The organism is Bacillus sp. X1(2014), assembly GCF_007678255.1.
On record NZ_VEED01000017.1, the window covers coordinates 54,830 to 73,230 of the forward strand.

Below are 18,401 nucleotides of genomic sequence, written 5' to 3' on the forward strand. Positions count from 1 at the left end.
AAGGAAAGGATGAATAGAAATGAATAGCAAGTATTGGTTAAAGAATGCACGTATGGAAACAGGGTACAATGAAGAAAATGGAAGAGTTGTAGGAACGATGACTGAGGTATGTCATTTATTAATAGAGGATGGAAAAATTTCAAAAATAATTACTCCTTCTGAGCCCTTTGAATTTTTGTTACCTGTAATAGATGCAAAAGGAATGCTTTTGCTTCCTTCTTTCATCGAAAAGCATGTTCACCTTGATAAAACCTATATGGGTGATCAATGGCGGGCTAGTATCCCTGCTTCAGGTGTAATTGAACGATGTGAGATTGAAAAGAATATCCTGGCTTCTATCTCATCTAGCACACAAAAACGTGCGGAAGCCTTGCTTGAAGTATTACTATCATACGGATCCACCCATGTTAGAACGCATGTTGATATATATCCTGAGGTGAAATTGAAAAATTTAGAGGGAGTTCAGCACGCACTAGAATCTTATTCCAATAAAATGAGCGCTGAAATTGTTGCATTTGCCCAGCATGGCTTACTCCGTCCAGGGACAGTAGGGCTGATTAGGGAGGCTTTGAGAAATGGGGCAGGGATTGTCGGCGCTGTCGATCCAGCAACGGTCGACAATAATATTGAAGCATCTTTGGTACAATTAATGGATTTAGCAGTAGAAGGTAATGCCGATATCGATTTGCATTTACATGATCCTGGTCACTTAGGTACTTTCACAATGAAACGTCTTGCCTATTTAACAAAGCAAGCTGGCTGGGAAGGAAGAGTAGCAATCAGTCATGCTTTTGGACTTGGAGATGTATCAAGAGAAGAAGCCGTTGATATGGCAAATTTATTAAGGGATGCAGGGATTTCAATTGTGACGAGCCTCCCAATTGGCAGAAACATTCCTCCTGTTAGCCTGCTATCACAATATGGGGTTAATGTGGCCATTGGAAATGATAATATTTTTGATTCGTGGTGGCCGACTGGAAATGGAGATGTTCTTGAAAGGGTTGGCCGATTAATTGAACGGTGTCGTTGGACAGATGAAGTTTCACTCTCGCAAGCATTAAAGTATATTACTAACGGGTTGACGCCTTTAGACAAAGAAGGCAGAAAGCAATGGCCTAAAGAAGGGGATGCAGCCAATATGATTTTAGTAGAAGCAAGTTGTTCGGCTGAAGTCGTTGCTAGACGTTCAAACCGGAAGGCCGTCTTTTATCAAGGTAACTTGGTTTCAGGTTCCATTTGCTAGATATTAATTTAATTTACCAGAGTAATCGTAGAATCATTATCAACTGCTACAATTCCTTCATGAACAGACTGAAGCATGGTGCTGCGTTCCTCGAGGATTTTTGTAATGGCAATGGGGCTCAAGCCCAAGCTTTTTAATATGTCTTGCAAGTAAAACGGCACCACTAATTCCGACAATTAAACCAAAAATCGTTACAGTCAGAATACTGCGATGGCTTCGGCCAAGCGCTTCTTTTATGTTAACTATATAATATAAAAAAAGGATACGAATAGGCAGTTCCGTCCAGCCCATTCGTATCCTTTTTAACAAATTGGAAGAGTCACTTTTCTAAGTATTTTTTTCTCTTCTATTTGAAACACTTAGTAAATTATTACCTTTCCAATAAGCCGCAACCGAAGCAGCCAACAATGCTTACTTCTAGTAGATTATTGCTTGTCACAAATGTTGGCGGGATTTCTCCTCTATCTCTCGCTTAGCCCTCATAAAGGCAACAAATTGTTGTACTTCTTCTTCAGAAAGCGGGGTTCCATCGACCGCTAATTTAAATGTAGATAATTCAGTTAATTCAAGTTGTTCAACTGACCCTTTTTTATCTTCTTCGGATGGGAAGGTTGGATGGTCGACTCTGCCGAGTAAGTAATCAATGGATGTTCCAAACAAATCAGCCATTAATTTAATTGCTTCTAATGAGGGCCGGCGATAACCTGATTCATATCCTGCATAGGTGCTTTTGGCAATTCCAAGCTGATCAGCAGTCTCTTGCAGGGACCAGTTTTTACTTTTTCTTAATGTAGTTAATCTACCTAAAATCATCTTCCTACGCTCCTTTATCTGAATTTATTATAACATCTTAATCAAATAAAATGTACGCGTATTGAATAATAATTTACTTGATTTTTTGAAATTTCCTTACTATAATTACCTTTGATGTACGCGTAAAGCGTATAAAGCGATTAATTCTTCTTAATTTTTAGCTGTGTTAATTTAATGATACTTATTGCCACTTCCAGGTTGAGGCAAGCGATTTTTTAAAGGAGGAGATATAGGTGAAAAAGTTACTATTGTTAACCACTGGCGGAACGATTGTTTCAGTTCAAGGGGAAAACGGACTGGTTCCGGCAGCCAAAGCGGATGAACTCTTAAGCCATTTATCAGGATTAAATCAAAGCTACAAGATTGATGATATTGCTTTGATGAACATCGATAGCACAAATATGCAGCCGGAATACTGGGTGAACATGGCAGAAACTATCTTTGAAAATTACAATGACTATGATGGATTCGTTATCACTCATGGAACAGACACTATGGCTTACACTTCAGCAGCACTCTCTTATATGCTGCAAGATGTGGATAAACCTATTATCATTACAGGCTCTCAAATTCCTATTTCGTATAAGAAAACAGATGCAAGGAAAAATGTGTCCGATGCCATTCGATTTGCTTGCGAAGGCGTAGGAGGAGTATATGTTGTGTTTGATGGCAGAGTCATTCAAGGGACAAGGGCCATTAAACTGAGAACAAAAAGCTACGATGCATTTGAAAGTATTAACTACCCTTATATTGCATTTATCACCGAAAATACGATTGAGTATCATAAACAAATTAATGTGACAAAACAGAAAGGAATTAAGCTAAATACGTCCCTTTGTACGGATGTTTTTCTGATGAAGTTGCACCCGGGGATAAAACCAGAATTTTTTGACTCTTTAAAGAACTTATATCAAGGTATTGTGATTGAGAGTTATGGAAGCGGTGGCATTCCATTTCAAGGAAGAGACATTTTGGCTAAATTGAACAAAATGACAGAATGCGGAATCTCAGTCGTGATTACTACCCAATGCTTAGAGGAAGGGGAAGATATGAGTATATATGAAGTAGGGCGAAAAGTGGACCAAAGTATAATCATTCGCTCTAGAAATATGAATACAGAAGCTATCGTCCCTAAATTAATGTGGGTTTTAGGCCAGACAAAGAACCCTCAAGAAGTCAAAAAAATGATGGAAACACCGATTGCAGATGATATAACACTTCAGAACGATGAGGAAGCAGGTAAAATATGTTGAAAAATACAGTGGCATACCGACTTGAAAAGGACTTTCTCGGAGAAAAGGAACTCCCGGAAGATGTGTACTACGGCATCCAAACATTACGAGCTGTAGAGAATTTTCCTATTACCGGATACAGAGTGCACGTAGAGATGATTAGAGCGTTGGCGATGGTGAAAAAAGCGGCTGCACTTGCAAATATGGACGTTAAACGTCTGTATGAAGGGTTAGGAGAGGCGATTGTCCAAGCAGCGGATGAAATTATTGAAGGCAAATGGCATGATTATTTTATCGTTGATCCCATTCAAGGCGGGGCAGGTACCTCGATGAACATGAATGCGAATGAAGTCATCGCGAATCGTGCACTTGAGTTGCTTGGCCATAACAAAGGTGATTATGCTGAGTTAAGCCCAAATAGTCATGTGAACATGTCGCAATCAACCAATGATGTATTCCCGACAGCCATTCATATCTCAACGCTTAATCTGTTAGAGAAGTTGTTAAATACCATGCAAAGCATGCTTGATACCTTTAAAGAAAAATCCCGGCAGTTTGATCATGTTATTAAGATGGGACGCACACACCTTCAAGATGCCGTGCCCATTCGCCTTGGACAAGAATTTGAAGCCTACAGCCGTGTATTAGAACGTGATATTAAGCGTATTGGGCAAACGCGCCAACATTTATATGAAGTAAACATGGGTGCAACGGCAGTGGGAACAGGATTAAATGCAGACCCCCGCTATATCGAAAATGTTGTTGCACATCTTGCAGATATTAGTGGTTTGCCGCTTGTCGGAGCGGACCATCTTGTGGATGCGACACAAAATACGGATGCCTATACAGAAGTGTCAGCGGCATTAAAAGTATGTATGATAAACATGTCAAAAATTGCAAATGACTTGCGTTTAATGGCATCTGGTCCACGCACGGGACTTAGTGAAATTACATTACCCGCACGTCAGCCGGGTTCTTCCATTATGCCCGGAAAAGTCAACCCTGTAATGGCGGAGCTCATCAATCAGGTTGCATTTCAGGTAATCGGAAACGATCATACGATCTGCCTGGCATCGGAAGCAGGACAGCTTGAATTAAATGTTATGGAACCTGTACTTGTCTTTAATTTACTTCAGTCCCTCAGCATTATGAATAATGCTTTCCGAAGCTTTACAGATTATTGTTTAGCAGGTATTGAAGCAAATGAAGATAGGTTAAAAGAATATGTAGAAAAAAGTGTGGGTATTATCACGGCTGTTAACCCGCATCTTGGATATGAAGTAGTGTCGCGCATTGCACGCGAAGCTATTTTAAAAGGTAAATCGGTACGGGAGCTTTGTTTGCAATATGATGTGTTAACAGAAGAAGAGCTAGATTTAATTTTAAATCCTTATGAAATGACGAATCCTGGTATTTCCGGTAGTGCTCTTTTCAATAGGAGCTAAATTTATAGAGATAAGTCGAGTTTGGCTTAAAAGAGTAGTGATAGGCCTATCAAAACAGAAACCCTTGATAGGCTTATAGGTACATATTATTATTCCGCTCGATGAAAAAGAGTAGTTTGAGTGTTTACTATAATCTTAAATAAGGCAATTTTCTATAGGTTAATAAAGGGAGAAATACGGTCTGTTTTTGTATCAATGATTTGAAAACGTTTTTTTTTGTCTATTTCAAGGGGGAATTAGGGTGAAAAGTGTACGATTACCATCCATGTTAGAAATTATTTGTGTCCTCGGTTTGTTTCTAGCTGTTGTCTTTTCTTTTACGGCGATTTTTAACTTGCCAATACAGCTTGCGCTATTTATTTCATGGTTTTTTGTTATTTTGCTTGGAATACGATTAGGTTATCGTTATCAAGAGCTTCAAGAGATGATCACAAAGGGGATTTCAAAAGGCCTTGAGGCCATATTAATTCTAGTCGCGGTTGGTGCCCTTATTGGGACATGGATTGCCGGCGGGGTTGTGCCAACACTTATTTATTATGGTTTAGAGTTTATTCATCCAAGCATTTTCTTACTTGCAACTCTTGTTATCTGCTCTATTACGTCTGTGGCAACTGGTACGTCATGGGGAACGGTTGGAACGTCGGGAATAGCGATGATGGCAATCGGGGAAGGTCTTGGAATTCCGCTTCCGCTTGTAGCGGGAGCAGTTCTTTCCGGTGCTTATTTCGGAGATAAACTATCGCCATTATCTGACAGTACCGTGCTCGCAGCATCAATGTCGAAAGTGGATGTGATTGCGCATGTACGCGCTATGTTGTATTTATCTCTACCAGCCTTTATTATTACCGGAATTCTTTTCACCATCGCAGGATTTATGTACGGTGGAAAAAATGTCGATTTGGACAAGGTCGATTTTCTAAAGACTTCATTACTTGAAATGTTTGATATTCAAATTTGGATGTTGGTTCCGGCTGTTTTTGTCATCATTCTACTTGCGCTAAAAAAGCCTTCTTTGCCGACTATTACCGCTGGTGCTCTCCTTGGTGCCATTTGGGCTTCTGTGTTCCAGGGGATGAGTTTTGATGATGCAATTGGTACCGCCTACGTTGGCTTTTCTGCTGATACGGGCATCGATTTTATGGACAAGCTCTTGAATCGCGGTGGAATTGAAGGAATGCTCGGGTCTGTCGTTGTCATTATTTTCGGTCTGGGATTTGGTGGACTACTAGAGCAATTAGGTGTTTTAAAAGTGATCGTTTCCAAGTTCCAGCACAAGCTAACATCCGCGGGAAATGTGACCTTTTCAACACTAATTGTGGCTTTTTTAGCAAACGTATTTGGTTGTGCGATGTATGTATCATTAATTTTAACACCTAAAATCATGGAAGAGAGCTACGACACATTACGAATTGACCGAAGAGTGCTGTCTCGCAACTCAGAGGTCGGTGGTACGATGACATCGGGGATGGTTCCCTGGTCCGACAACGGTATTTTTATGGCCGGAATTCTAGGTGTATCTACATTATCTTATTTGCCATTCATGTGGTTAAGTTTTGTTTCACTTGCCATTGCTTTAATTTATGGATACACAGGAAAGTTTATTTGGTATACCGAAAAGATTAATATGGATGGACAAGCATTGCATAAGCGTGCTAATTAATCACCAACAATATCATCCACAAAAAACAACTAATTTTCTTAAACCTTTAATGCTAGATTTCAGATAATCAATATTTTGGGGCGAAGGACTTCTTCCTTCGCTCTAATCCTTTATCCCGTTTTAACGGGGAGTAAGACCATCAGCGAGGTTCAGGATGTGCTAGGGAAGACGTGGAGGTTAATCTTTCGACGTACAGGAGGTACTAGTAAAGGCGTTGTTGCAACAGGACGTTGCGGTTGTAGCCTTTATTCTTTACCCCCCCCTGATGGATGTTTCCTTTATTTGAATGTATTTGGAGGTATTCCGTTATGATTAATAAAAACATGATTCGCACTTTACTTGTACAAACCCCGTCCACTCCCGGAAATCTTGGGAAGGTAGCGACGGCAATCGGGCTTGCCGGGGGTGATATCGGAAACATTGAAACAGTACATGTAGGAGCGAACTATACGAAGCGCAATATTACGGTTCAAGTGGAGAATGACGCGAAGCTCGAATCATTATTGGAGGCAGTTCGCCAACTCGGAGAGGGCATCCGTCTTCATACCGTTTCAGATGATGTTCTTCGTGCGCATGAAGGCGGCAAAATTCAGATGAAAAGCAAGATGCCGATTCAATCGCTTGCTGACTTAAGACGTGTATACACGCCAGGTGTGGCAAACGTTTGCCGGGTGATCGAGAAGGAGCCGGAGAAAGCGAAGATTTATACGAATATCGGCAATACAGTAGCCATCGTCACTGACGGGACGGCGATTCTCGGCCTTGGGGACATTGGCCCGGTTGCGGGGATGCCTGTGATGGAGGGGAAAGCTGCCCTTTTCGATCAGTTGGCCGGCATCAATGGCATTCCAATCCTTTTAAATACGAAAGATCCAGATGAAATTGTACAGACGGTGAAACATATTTCACCTGGCTTTGGCGGGATCCTTTTGGAGGATATCGGCTCTCCGCATTGCTTTGAGGTAGAAGAACGCCTTAAGAGGGATCTGGACATTCCGGTTATGCATGATGACCAGCATGGTACGGCGGTTGTGACACTAGCCGCAGCTATTTCCGCTTGTAAAAGTGCCGGCGTCGACCTGGAAAAAGCACAAGTAGGGCAAATTGGTCTTGGGGCAGCAGGCCTGGCTATCTGTCGAATGTTTATGGCCTACGGAGTAAAAAATGTTTTCGGAGCGGATAAGTCTTCCGAAGCGAAGGAGAGACTGAAGGGCTACGGAGGGAATCCTGTTGAGAGCCTTGAAGAGTTGATGGAAAAATCTGATATTATCATCGCAACTACCGGCGTTCCTGGACTCATTAAAAAGGAGTGGGTGCATCAAGGGCAAATCATTCTCGCGTTGTCTAACCCGAAACCAGAAATTGAACCGGAAGAGGCTCTGCAAGCCGGGGCTGCCTATGCGGCGGACGGCCGCTCTGTTAATAATGTCCTTGGCTTTCCTGGTATCTTCCGCGGTGCGCTTAATGCCCGTTCCGCCGTAATCACCCATCAGATGTTAGTCGCTGCGGCGGAAGCAATTGCAGCAGGCACCAAACCAGGAGATTTGGTACCCCATCCGCTGGATTTAAAAGTCCATGAAATGGTAGCCGATGCGGTAGAGAGGGCCGCTTTTAAGTCTGATAAAGCCGAACAAAGGGTGCTGGTAACTTACTAAGGCGTAAAAACTGCAGGGGTTATTAAATTGCGAAACTACAAACATTAGTGGTGATTTCCCTTGTAACGAGCCTCCCAATTGGCAGAAACATCCTCCTGTAAGCCTGATATCACAATATGGGGTTAATGTGGCCATTGGAAATGATAATATTTTTGATTCGTTCAAACCGGAAGGCTGTCTTTTACCAAGGTAACTTGGTTTGTGGTTCTATTAATTAGATATACATTTTAAAGGGGATGAAAATATCATCCCCCTTTTGTCATATTTGCCAAATCCTTTTCAGTTCTATTGGAATGTAATCGTTTGCTCCAATAGATAAATAGTACATATAGGATGACTGAAACAATGATCCCTGTAAACCATGATATATTATAAATAGGTTCGAGGAAATCAATAAATCTACCAATTAAGCTAATACACCCAGCGAATAGAGTGGCAAATAGTGCAGGCCAGTTAACTCCGTTTGAGAAACGGCTCATACTTTTGGGGAAATACAAATCTTGTAAAATGATTTCTCTTTTTTTAATAAGAAAATAGTCAGCAAGAATCACACCTATTACAGGACTTAACATTCCACCGACCATATTTAAAAAAGTAAATATGGTAGTAGGACTCTCCATTAGCTTCCATGGCATAATTAGTAATCCACTAACGGTACCAATGAAGGCACCTGATTTAAAGTTTAATTTTTTCGGTAATAATGAGGCTAATTGATACCCTGTTGGAATAATGTTACCTAAAATGTTTACAGATAAGGTCGTTAAACAAATGGTTAGTAGAGAAAGAACAGTGGCAAATTTACTATCAAATCGATTAATTACTTCAAGTACATTCCAGATAGGAACTCCAAAAGCAATTTCAGACCCAATGACGATGGTAATGCTTGCAACAGCAAACAATAAATAAGTAATTACAAGCCCTGCAATTTGTCCGCATGATTGGCCTTTATTGGTGCGTGAATACCTTGTAACATCAGAAACGCTTAGTATTTGTGCCCCCCATGTTGCTAATATCGCTGAAATACAGCTTAAGATAACCAAAATACTATTTCCTTCTACACCTTTCTCGCTGTAGTGTAAGATGGGGTTGATTCCACCTGCTAAATTTATTGCCCAAATGGACATTCCACCAAAAACGACAAATACCATTGGAGATAGGAACTTAGTTAACTTTCCTAACGCATCTACCCCTGCAAAAATAAAACAGACATGAATCAACCAAAAGAGGAGAAGGGATATAAGATTGGCCAAATTTAATCCTAAAAAATTCCAATCTGCACCTAACGTTGGATAAGGCGCCCAAAATTCTGCAATTAAAATAGTTACTGCAAGGCTTCCAGCATATGTTTGTAGACCAAACCACATAATTGCGGCGATGATCCCCCTTAATACCCCTGGAATAATTGCTCCTTTGTTACCAAAAATGATCCGGAGCAAGATGGAGAAAGGGATTCCATATTTTCCCCCTGCATGGCCATTCAATGCCATCATTCCTGAGAGTATGATAGATGAAATCATAATGATAAAAAATACCTGCCATATTGACAACCCTAACGCAAAGAAACCACCAATGGTTATATAAGATGGAACATTATGAACCGAACCCATCCAAATGGAGAAGTAATGGCTAAACTTCCATGTTCTAGCTTCCGGTTTCGTTGGTAATAAATCTGTATTTTCCGAGAATGAATCATCATAAATGACTTGCTTTTCTCCCATAGTGGCTTCCCTCCAATCTTCCATTAATCCTTGATCCTAGCGATTACTGTTTGGAAAATATAAACTAATAGACAAATAACTCCAGAAATAATGAAGCTAATCCAGACGATAGTTAAATTATTATTAAGCGGAATAAAAATATAGCTTCCCAAGGCACCAATCAACGAGGAAAAGGGAATGATTAATGGAATTGATTTGTTACTAAGAATAATAAATAATATCGGGACAATGAGGGCAGCGTAAATATTCCCAGAGAAAAACAATAATTGCAGCGGTGCAGGGTTAAAAATACTCACGATAATTAGTAAACAAACACAAATACTTCCTGAAAAAATATAAGTGAATTTAAATCTTTCACGGTCAGTTAAAGGGCGAAATAGTTCAATAATATTCTTTACAACCAAGGTAGTCGTAGCATGTAGTTCCGCACTGATTGCTGACGAAATCGTACTAAAGCAAAAAAGCACGAATAAAACAATGAGCATGGTTGATTGTATTTTATCTACAAGTTCAAATAGCAACGAATAGATATCTTTATAGCTTCTGCCAAACATAATAATCATTAGCAGGGAGGTTAGGGCAAGCGGAATTGTGGCCCAAATTACTCCTGCAAGAGTAAAAGTGATTCGAACCTTTTCTTTTTTGATGATAAAAACTCGCTGCCATGTGGCTCGATCAATCAAAACCTGCCCAAAGCCAATCAAAATGGCCGTGAAAATAAACAAAATTGAATCTGTATTTTTATAGAATAAAATATAAGGATGAAATAGCTTGATTCCTTCATAAACAGGATGGACACCTTCCTGAATATAAAAATAGACAGGAATGATCAAAACAGCTCCGAAGATCAATGAGACATTAACACCTGATAACTGATGGAGCCGCTGCATTCCACCAACACCGCCTAGAAAAAAACAAAAGCCTAAAAACAATAACATTCCTATAAAAACCGGCATTGGGAATAGGATATGTATGAGGATTCCAGCACCCATTGCTTGGATAAACAGGGATTGCATGCTGGTAATGAGAAGTATAATAATGACATACCAATACCCACTTGGTGATAACTTTTTCCTCAGTACATCTCCAATCGTTTGCGCATCGGGGAATTTTTCTTTAATGATTTTTGCTAAAAATCCAAACAATATGAGGGCTAACGCTCCCATTAAAGAATAGCCTATTCCACCAGTTAATCCGTATTTAATTAAGGTTTCTGGAGAAGAAAGGATCGTATTTCCTGTTATCCACCTCGCTAATAGACTAACGACCCCAAAGCTTACCCCCAATTTAATCGTACCGCTTATATATAATTGATAAGAACTTCTATTCAACGGTAGGTCTCCTTTAAGCGATAGTCACTCGGTGATTGTCCAGTTATTTTCCGAAAGATTTGACTAAAGTAATGTTGGCTATTAAAACCACATCTTTCTGAGATCGTGCTTATACTTAAATCAGGATGATTAATTAACATTTTTTGAGCTTCCTTTAACCGATATTCATTTAAATATTCAGAGAAACCCATACCTACTTCTTCGTGGAATTTTCTGCTTAAATAGGCAGGGTTAATGTGTATCTTTGAAGCTAAATAATTTAATGTTAATTTTTCACTATATTCCTGATGTATAATTTGTAAAGCGTTTACGATTTGATCTGTATACCGTCCCAATCGCTCATACCTTCTTAATACGTTCAAAAGTTCTTCTTCAATGACAGGTTTGGTAATGTAATCAACCACACCAATTCTTATCGAAAGCTGAGCATATTCAAAATTTTGAAAAGCAGTAACCATGATAATATCCATTGAATATGAGCGTGTGAGTTCCATCGCTAATTCCAAACCAGATTTACCCGGAAGCTGGATATCAAGAAATGCAAGAAAGATGTCATGTTTTTTGACTATTTGTATGGCTTGTGAAGCATCTAGAGCCTTAAAAAATTTCCAGTTTGGAAACTCTTTTTGAATTAAATATTCAAGCAGTTCCAATTCCAGTGGTTCATCATCTACTAAAAGGATATTCATTTCGATGCCCCCTATCCTAGTACAAGTGGGAAAACGGCTAGCACACTGGTACCATCTTCTGATGTTATTAATTTTACTGAAGTATGTTTTCCTTGAAAGAGCAGATCAAGCCTTTTTGCAATATTATCTAAACCCAGCCCATCTTTATGTGAATGAACTTCCTGTCCATCTAAGGCATTGTTCCATACAGTAACATAAACTTCCGTCTGGTTCTTTTCAATAATAATCTTTAAAAAAGCCTCACCTATATGCTTGTCAAATGAATGCTTAAAAGCGTTTTCAACAAGAGTTTGAATTAAAAAAGGGATGATAACTGCCTTTTCGACCGTTGAATCCATTGATATTTCATAATGAAGTCTGTCTCGGAACCTTATTTTTTGTATTTCCAAATAATAATTAATATAGGATAATTCCTCATTAATTGTTATTAAAGGTGTATTTGTTTTATATTTAAACTTAAGCAATCTTGAAAGAGATTCAATCGAGTGAATTAATTCTGTTTTTCTGTCTAATCTTGCGAGGCTTAATATGGAATTTAATGTATTAAAGAGGAAATGTGGTTGGATTTCCTGATTTAATTGATTATATAGGGCAGTTTGCAGTTCTTTCTCAAGAGCAATTTCCCTTGTTTGTTTTTCTAAAAGATCAATTCGTTTTTCAAATATAAATAAGAACAGCAAAGTAAATGCACCAATTAAAGGGGCTAAGACACATAACATAATGTAGATGGAGAAAGCTTCAATATTAAGCATTATACGAGATTCTCCTTTAGATGTAGAAAAAGGGAGTTTAAAAATACTCCCTATTTTAATATTATAAAGTTTTTTATTTCTAATATAACAGTTATTGCGAAAGTTGTTCTGCGAAATGGCAGCTGACAAAATGATTCTCAGCTAACTCTCTTAAGGCAGATTCTTCGAATTTACACTTCTCCGTTGCAAACGGACAGCGAGTATGGAAACGACATCCGCTCGGAGGGTCAATGGGGGAAGGGACATCTCCTTTTAAGATGACACGTTCTCTTTTAAAGACTGGATTTGGTACAGGAATGGATGATAATAATGCCTTTGTATATGGATGAAGCGGTGAATCAAATAGATCCTTTTTGTCAGCAACTTCAACGACCTTACCTAAATACATAACCATTACTCGGTCAGAGATATGCCTAACTACACTTAAATCGTGTGAAATGAATAAAAAGGTAAGATGAAACTGATTTTGCAGTTTTTTTAATAGATTTAGGATTTGGGCTTGGATAGAAACATCCAAAGCAGAAACTGCTTCGTCACAAATAATTAATTTAGGATCGACTGCCAGTGCGCGGGCAATCCCAATTCGTTGACGCTGCCCACCACTAAATTCATGGGGATAGCGCTCAAGTGCTTCTTGTGGAAGACCGACATACCCCAATAACTCAATCATTCTTTCCAACCTTTTCGATTTTTCAACGACATTTTGAATGGCCATTGCTTCATTTAATATATGCTTTACCGTTTGACGGGGGTTAAGTGAGGCAAAAGGATCTTGAAAAATTACTTGCAAGTCTCCTCTAAGCTTTCTCATCTCTTTATTATTGAGCTTTAAAATGTCTATATCATCATAATATACAGTTCCATCTGTTGGTTCGTCGAGACGTAATATCGCGCGTCCTGTTGTCGATTTACCACAGCCAGATTCCCCAACTATGCTTAATGTTTCTCCTTCGTATAGGTGAAAAGAAATGTCATCAACTGCTTTTACATATGCCTTCGGTTTAAAAATGGAATCAGATTTAACAGGGAAATATTGTTTCAAATGGTCCACTTTTAATAATACTTTTTTCTTTGTAGCAGTCACCATTATTTAACAGCTCCCTCTTTTTCTTCATGTTTCGTCCATTCGTCCGTGTACATCCAACAGCGTATTTTAACTCCATCATCTAGTTCCATTAATTCAGGTTTCTTCAAGTGGCACAAAGGTTTCTGATGTGGGCACCTTGAAGCAAAACGGCAGCCTGCCGGCAAATTATATGGACTTGGGACACTCCCTTCGATCGTTTGTAATTCTTCTTGGTCCTCATGGATCTTCGGTAAAGAATTTAACAGTCCTTGTGTATAAGGATGCCTTGGATTTGTAAAAATCTTTTCAGTTGGCGCATGTTCAATGATATTTCCGGCATACATAACGGCAACTTTATCACATGTTTCAGAAACAACTCCTAAATCATGCGTAATCATAATAACGCCCATACCTATCTTTTTTTGTAAATTTTTAATGAGCTCTAATATTTGAGCTTGAATGGTTACATCTAAGGCTGTTGTTGGTTCATCGGCAATTAACACTTCTGGAGTACAGGCAAGTGCCATCGCGATCATTACACGCTGGCGCATACCGCCGCTTAATTGAAATGGTTCTTGTTTTGCCCTTTTTTCAGGAGAAGGTATTCCCACAAGCTTAAGCATTTCAACTGCCTTATTCCACGCTTCCTTTTTTCTCATCGATTGATGCAATCTTAATGCTTCAGCAATTTGTTCTCCAACAGGAATGACAGGATTTAATGATGTCATCGGCTCTTGGAAAATCATCGAGATTTCGTTTCCACGGATTTTCCTCATTTCGTCTTCTGAAAGTGTGACTAAATCTTTCCCTTTATAAAGAACCTGCCCACCGGCAATTTTCCCCGGAGGAGAGGGGATTAGTCGTAATATGGAAAGCGATGTCATACTTTTTCCACAGCCCGATTCTCCGACAATCCCTAATGTTTCTCCCTTTCGAAGGGTAAAGTCAATCCCGTCAACAGCTTTACTAACGCCATGTTTTGTAAAAAAATGTGTTTTTAATCCCTTAACCTCTAAAATTGGATTATTTTTCTCACTCATCATTATTCACCACCCGTTAATTTAGTTCAATTCGTTTATTAAAGAACCGATAGAATACGTCCACAAATAAGTTCACGATCACAAAGATTAGTGAGGCAGCTAAAACTCCCCCTTGAACCACGGGTAAATCCCTCATTCGGATTGCATCAACAATCATTCGGCCAAGCCCGTTAATCGCAAAGATGGATTCAACTAAAACAGTTCCGCCAAGCAGAGCACCAAACTGTAAACCAACAACCGTTATTACTGGAATTAAGGCATTTCGTAATGCGTGCTTATAAATAATGACATGTTCGCGCAGTCCTTTTGCTCGAGCTGTACGGATATAATCTTGCCTAATGACTTCAAGCATACTGGAACGAGTCATCCGTGCAACTATGGCTGCACCGCCTGCCCCTAATGTAAGAGCAGGGAGGATGACATGAAGGATACTATCCCATCCTGCTACCGGAAGAATTTGCAGTTTGACGGAGAAAAAATACATCATCATTAAACCAAACCAAAAGCTCGGTAAGGAAATTCCCAGTAGGGCAACTAACATCACACTTGTATCTGTCAGTGAATAAGGTTTAACCGCTGAAATAATTCCTGCAGCCATACCTAAAACGATGGTGATAAGGATACTAAAAAATGCTAACTCCATTGTGATCGGTAGTCTCACCATTATTTCATCGAGGACTGGTTGGCTATTCTTAAGTGAAGTGCCAAAGTCTCCTTGAAAAACATTCAAAAGGTAGTCAAAATATTGAACTAATAATGGCCGGTTTAACCCCAATTGCTCACGAATGGCATTAACTGTTTCTTTTGATGCTCCTTCACCTGCAAGCAAAACAGCAGGATCACCGGGGACTAGTTGCATGATAAAAAATACGACAAAAGTTACCCCAATTACGACGGGGATCGTTTGGATTAAACGGCGTAAAATAAACATCAACATTGTCTACTTACCTCCTTAAATTTTACTTTTTCATTCTAGGGTCAAAGGCATCGCGTAATCCATCACCAAAGATATTAAAACCCAAAACGAGGATAGAAATCGCTAAACCTGGGAAAATCGCAATGTACGGCGCGGAGAATAAGAAATCTCTTCCATTACTTAGCATCGTTCCCCATTCCGGAGAAGGAGGCTGTGCGCCCAGACCTAGGAACGATAAGCCAGCAGCTGATAAAATCGCCGTCGCAAGACGTAAGGTTCCTTGGACAATAATTGGAGAAAGAATATTCGGTAAAATATGTTTGAAAATAATGGTAAAATCATTTGCGCCAAGTGACCGAATGGCGTCAATATACTCGAGACGTCTCACTTCTAATGTAGAACCACGGACAATTCGAGCAAATAAAGGAACGGAAAAAGCTCCAACCGCAATCGTTACATTTATTAGACCAGGTCCTAGAGCACTAATGATGGCTAAAGCTAGTAAGATTCCAGGGAAAGCGAGCATGACGTCCATCATTCTCATAATGAACGAATCAATCCATTTTCCATAATAACCAGCAACTAGTCCAAAAAGGATTCCGAAGAATGCGCCAAAGGCTACAGCAGCAAAACCGACTCCCATCGAAAGTCTCGAGCCATACAGAATACGACTTAATATATCTCTCCCTTTATCATCGGTTCCCATCCAGTGATCACTCGATGGAGGCAGTAATTTATCTTCTAATATAATTTTATATGGATCATAGGGGGCTAAGAGCGGTGCAAATAATCCGATTAAAATGTAAAAGAGGATAATAATTGCACCGACCATTGCTGCTTTATTAACGATTAAAATAGAAAGGAAGTCTTTAAATTTAGATTGTTTCGGTAGATTCATTGTTTGTTTGATTACTATTGGTGTTTCTGTGTTTACTTCAACTGACATGTAAAACCCTCCTTATTTTAATTTTTGGAAAGACAAGGTGTAATTAACCGTTGCTCTGGACCCCCTTCTAAACCTTCAGACTTTTTATTGGGTTATGTACAAATTATCAAAATTGGGTGAAAAGTAAATATTTTTTAAATAATATGTCAAAATAGTTAAAATTTAAGTAAATATTCTGTAAATATTATTGTTGATTGTCTTTTATAATGCAGATAAGCACCAGCGGAAGGATGGTGGATAACCGATTGAAAGGTCAGAATTTACAAAATAACATAATAGGGGAGCATGTAAAAATGGAGAGAAAAGCACGCAGTATTAATAAGAGTCTACTATTTATTCTAATCGGCTTAATGATGATATTTGCTCAAGCTTGTTCAACAAAATCAACTTCTTCAAATGATTCAGCAAGCAAAAATGAAGCAACCAAACAAGGCGGCACATTAACCGTTGTAAGACTTTCTGATGCTACGAAACTTGATCCAGCTTTTATTACGGATATTCCTTCAGCGAATATCGTTTATCAAAAAGTTTATCAGACACTAATTGCGCCAGATAAGGACTTCAAAATTCAGCCACAGCTAGCGAAAGAATGGAATGTCTTAAATGACACAACATGGGAATTTAAATTACAAGAAGGCGTTAAATTTCATGATGGAGCACCATTCAATGCTGAAGCTGTTAAAACCACATTTGATCGTATATTAGATCCGAAAACGGAATCACCGCAACGTGAGAAGTTCTCAATGATTAAAGAAATAAAAGTTGTCGATGATTATACCGTTCAATTATTACTTGAGTATCCTTATGCTCCACTGCTTTCTATTTTGGCCAGCCAAGAAGGTAGTATTATTAGTCCAAAAGCACTTAAAGAAAACCCGGAATCTTTATCACAACATCCAGTTGGTACAGGTCCATTCGTGTTTGAATCATGGAAGACTGGACAAGAAATTTCATTGAAGAGAAATGAAAACTACTGGGGGAAGAAACCTAATATTGATAGAGTAGTATTCAAAGTCGTTCCTGAAGATGCAACCCGGCTAGCGATGATTGAAACAGGTGAGGCGCATATTAATGACCAAGTTCCTGTAACTGAGATTGAGCGTATTGAAGCTTCCGATAAAATGGGGCTCTATCGTACAGAAGGACTAGCTGTTGAATATCTTGGATTTAACACAAAGAAAAAACCGTTTGATGATGTAAGAGTCCGTAAGGCAATCAGCCACGGCATTGAAAGAGAAGCCATTATTAAAGGTGTTTATAATAACGTTGGAACTATTGCTAATGTAGCGATGAGTCCAAAGGTGCTTGGATACAGTGATAAGGTTAAAGCCTATGATTATGATTTAAATGAAGCAAAGAAATTGTTAAAAGAAGCTGGCTATGAAAAAGGATTAAATGTCACTTTATTAACCAGTGACCGAAAAGAACGTATTAACATGGCTGAAGTGATGCAATCACAATTAAAAGGGATTGGAATAAATGTGAAAATCCAGGTAATGGAATATGGTGCGTACATTGACATGATTGAAAAAGGTGAGCACGATATGGCTATTGGTGGATGGGGAAATGCAACAGGCGACGGAGATTACAACCAGTATAACTTATTCCATTCAGCATCACAGGGAGCTGCAGGGAACCATTTCTACTATAGTAATCCAGATGTAGACAAAATGATTGAATCAGCACGAAAAGAAACGGATGAGCAAAAACGATTAAAGCTATATGAAGAAGTAATGCAAAAAGAGATTGACGATGCCGTATATGTTCCCATTCGAAATTATGAACATTTGGCTGCCTATAGTAAAAATGTAAGTGGTTTTTGGTTAAATGCTGCCAACTATCTAATGATTGATGATGTGGTAATTAAATAAGGAACTTTATGAATACTGTTCAAG

The 18,401-nt window shown here is 39.0% G+C and carries 15 protein-coding genes and 1 pseudogene; 6 read left to right on the forward strand and 10 right to left on the reverse strand.

Going from position 1 to position 18,401, the window contains the following annotated elements:
- Window positions 1-19: 19 nt before the first annotated feature.
- Window positions 20-1,243, forward strand: coding sequence for an amidohydrolase (locus tag FS608_RS23490; protein ID WP_144554982.1), 1,224 nt, complete (start codon window positions 20-22; stop codon window positions 1,241-1,243).
- Window positions 1,244-1,254: 11 nt separating this feature from the next.
- Here FS608_RS23490 and FS608_RS23495 read toward each other — a convergent pair.
- Window positions 1,255-1,483 (reverse strand): annotated as a pseudogene (locus tag FS608_RS23495) (two-component system sensor histidine kinase DcuS); the annotation flags it as partial.
- Between the two features lie 195 nt (window positions 1,484-1,678).
- Entirely contained in the window at window positions 1,679-2,056 is a 378-nt protein-coding gene (locus tag FS608_RS23500; protein ID WP_144554983.1) for a helix-turn-helix domain-containing protein, read from the reverse strand.
- A gap of 233 nt (window positions 2,057-2,289) precedes the next feature.
- On the opposite strand from FS608_RS23500, the gene FS608_RS23505 reads away from it, so the two are divergent.
- The 4 genes from FS608_RS23505 to FS608_RS23520 all read left to right on the forward strand — a co-directional run bounded on the left by FS608_RS23505 (window position 2,290) and on the right by FS608_RS23520 (window position 8,048).
- A complete protein-coding gene (locus tag FS608_RS23505; protein ID WP_144554984.1) occupies window positions 2,290-3,309 on the forward strand; it encodes an asparaginase in 1,020 nt (339 codons plus the stop codon).
- Complete coding sequence (gene aspA, locus FS608_RS23510) at window positions 3,303-4,733, forward strand: aspartate ammonia-lyase (protein ID WP_144554985.1); 1,431 nt, start codon at window positions 3,303-3,305, stop codon at window positions 4,731-4,733. Before FS608_RS23505 ends, aspA begins: the two co-directional genes overlap by 7 nt.
- Before the next feature lie 241 nt (window positions 4,734-4,974).
- Window positions 4,975-6,393: a Na+/H+ antiporter NhaC gene (nhaC, locus tag FS608_RS23515; protein WP_144554986.1), complete on the forward strand. Its 1,419-nt coding sequence runs from the start codon at window positions 4,975-4,977 to the stop codon at window positions 6,391-6,393.
- A 308-nt stretch (window positions 6,394-6,701) separates the two neighbouring features.
- The gene (locus FS608_RS23520; RefSeq protein ID WP_144554987.1) at window positions 6,702-8,048 is read left to right on the forward strand and encodes an NAD-dependent malic enzyme; all 1,347 of its coding nucleotides are present in this window, start codon (window positions 6,702-6,704) and stop codon (window positions 8,046-8,048) included.
- 245 nt (window positions 8,049-8,293) lie between these two features.
- Here FS608_RS23520 and FS608_RS23525 read toward each other — a convergent pair whose 3' ends face one another.
- From FS608_RS23525 to FS608_RS23560, 8 genes are read right to left on the reverse strand one after another with little or no spacing between them, the layout of a single operon-like run.
- On the reverse strand, window positions 8,294-9,766 hold the full coding sequence (locus tag FS608_RS23525) for an NCS1 family nucleobase:cation symporter-1 (protein ID WP_144554988.1): 1,473 nt from the start codon (window positions 9,764-9,766) through the stop codon (window positions 8,294-8,296).
- A 23-nt stretch (window positions 9,767-9,789) separates the two neighbouring features.
- Window positions 9,790-11,097 (reverse strand): SLC5/6 family protein, encoded by a 1,308-nt coding sequence (locus FS608_RS23530; protein ID WP_144554989.1) that lies wholly within the window; start codon window positions 11,095-11,097, stop codon window positions 9,790-9,792.
- Window positions 11,094-11,786, reverse strand: coding sequence for a response regulator transcription factor (locus FS608_RS23535; RefSeq protein WP_144554990.1), 693 nt, complete (start codon window positions 11,784-11,786; stop codon window positions 11,094-11,096). Before FS608_RS23535 ends, FS608_RS23530 begins: the two co-directional genes overlap by 4 nt.
- Before the next feature lie 11 nt (window positions 11,787-11,797).
- On the reverse strand, window positions 11,798-12,667 hold the full coding sequence (locus tag FS608_RS23540) for a sensor histidine kinase (protein ID WP_260871792.1): 870 nt from the start codon (window positions 12,665-12,667) through the stop codon (window positions 11,798-11,800).
- A complete protein-coding gene (locus FS608_RS23545; RefSeq protein WP_144554991.1) occupies window positions 12,630-13,625 on the reverse strand; it encodes an ABC transporter ATP-binding protein in 996 nt (331 codons plus the stop codon). Before FS608_RS23545 ends, FS608_RS23540 begins: the two co-directional genes overlap by 38 nt.
- Complete coding sequence (locus FS608_RS23550) at window positions 13,625-14,644, reverse strand: ABC transporter ATP-binding protein (RefSeq protein WP_144554992.1); 1,020 nt, start codon at window positions 14,642-14,644, stop codon at window positions 13,625-13,627. The genes FS608_RS23545 and FS608_RS23550 overlap by 1 nt, the downstream gene beginning before the upstream one ends.
- Window positions 14,645-14,660: 16 nt before the next feature.
- Entirely contained in the window at window positions 14,661-15,581 is a 921-nt protein-coding gene (nikB, locus tag FS608_RS23555) for a nickel ABC transporter permease (RefSeq protein ID WP_144554993.1), read from the reverse strand.
- Window positions 15,582-15,603: 22 nt separating this feature from the next.
- Entirely contained in the window at window positions 15,604-16,458 is an 855-nt protein-coding gene (locus FS608_RS23560; protein WP_260871798.1) for an ABC transporter permease, read from the reverse strand.
- Between the two features lie 341 nt (window positions 16,459-16,799).
- On the opposite strand from FS608_RS23560, the gene FS608_RS23565 reads away from it, so the two are divergent.
- Window positions 16,800-18,377, forward strand: coding sequence for a glutathione ABC transporter substrate-binding protein (locus FS608_RS23565; protein ID WP_144554995.1), 1,578 nt, complete (start codon window positions 16,800-16,802; stop codon window positions 18,375-18,377).
- Window positions 18,378-18,401 lie beyond the last annotated feature (24 nt).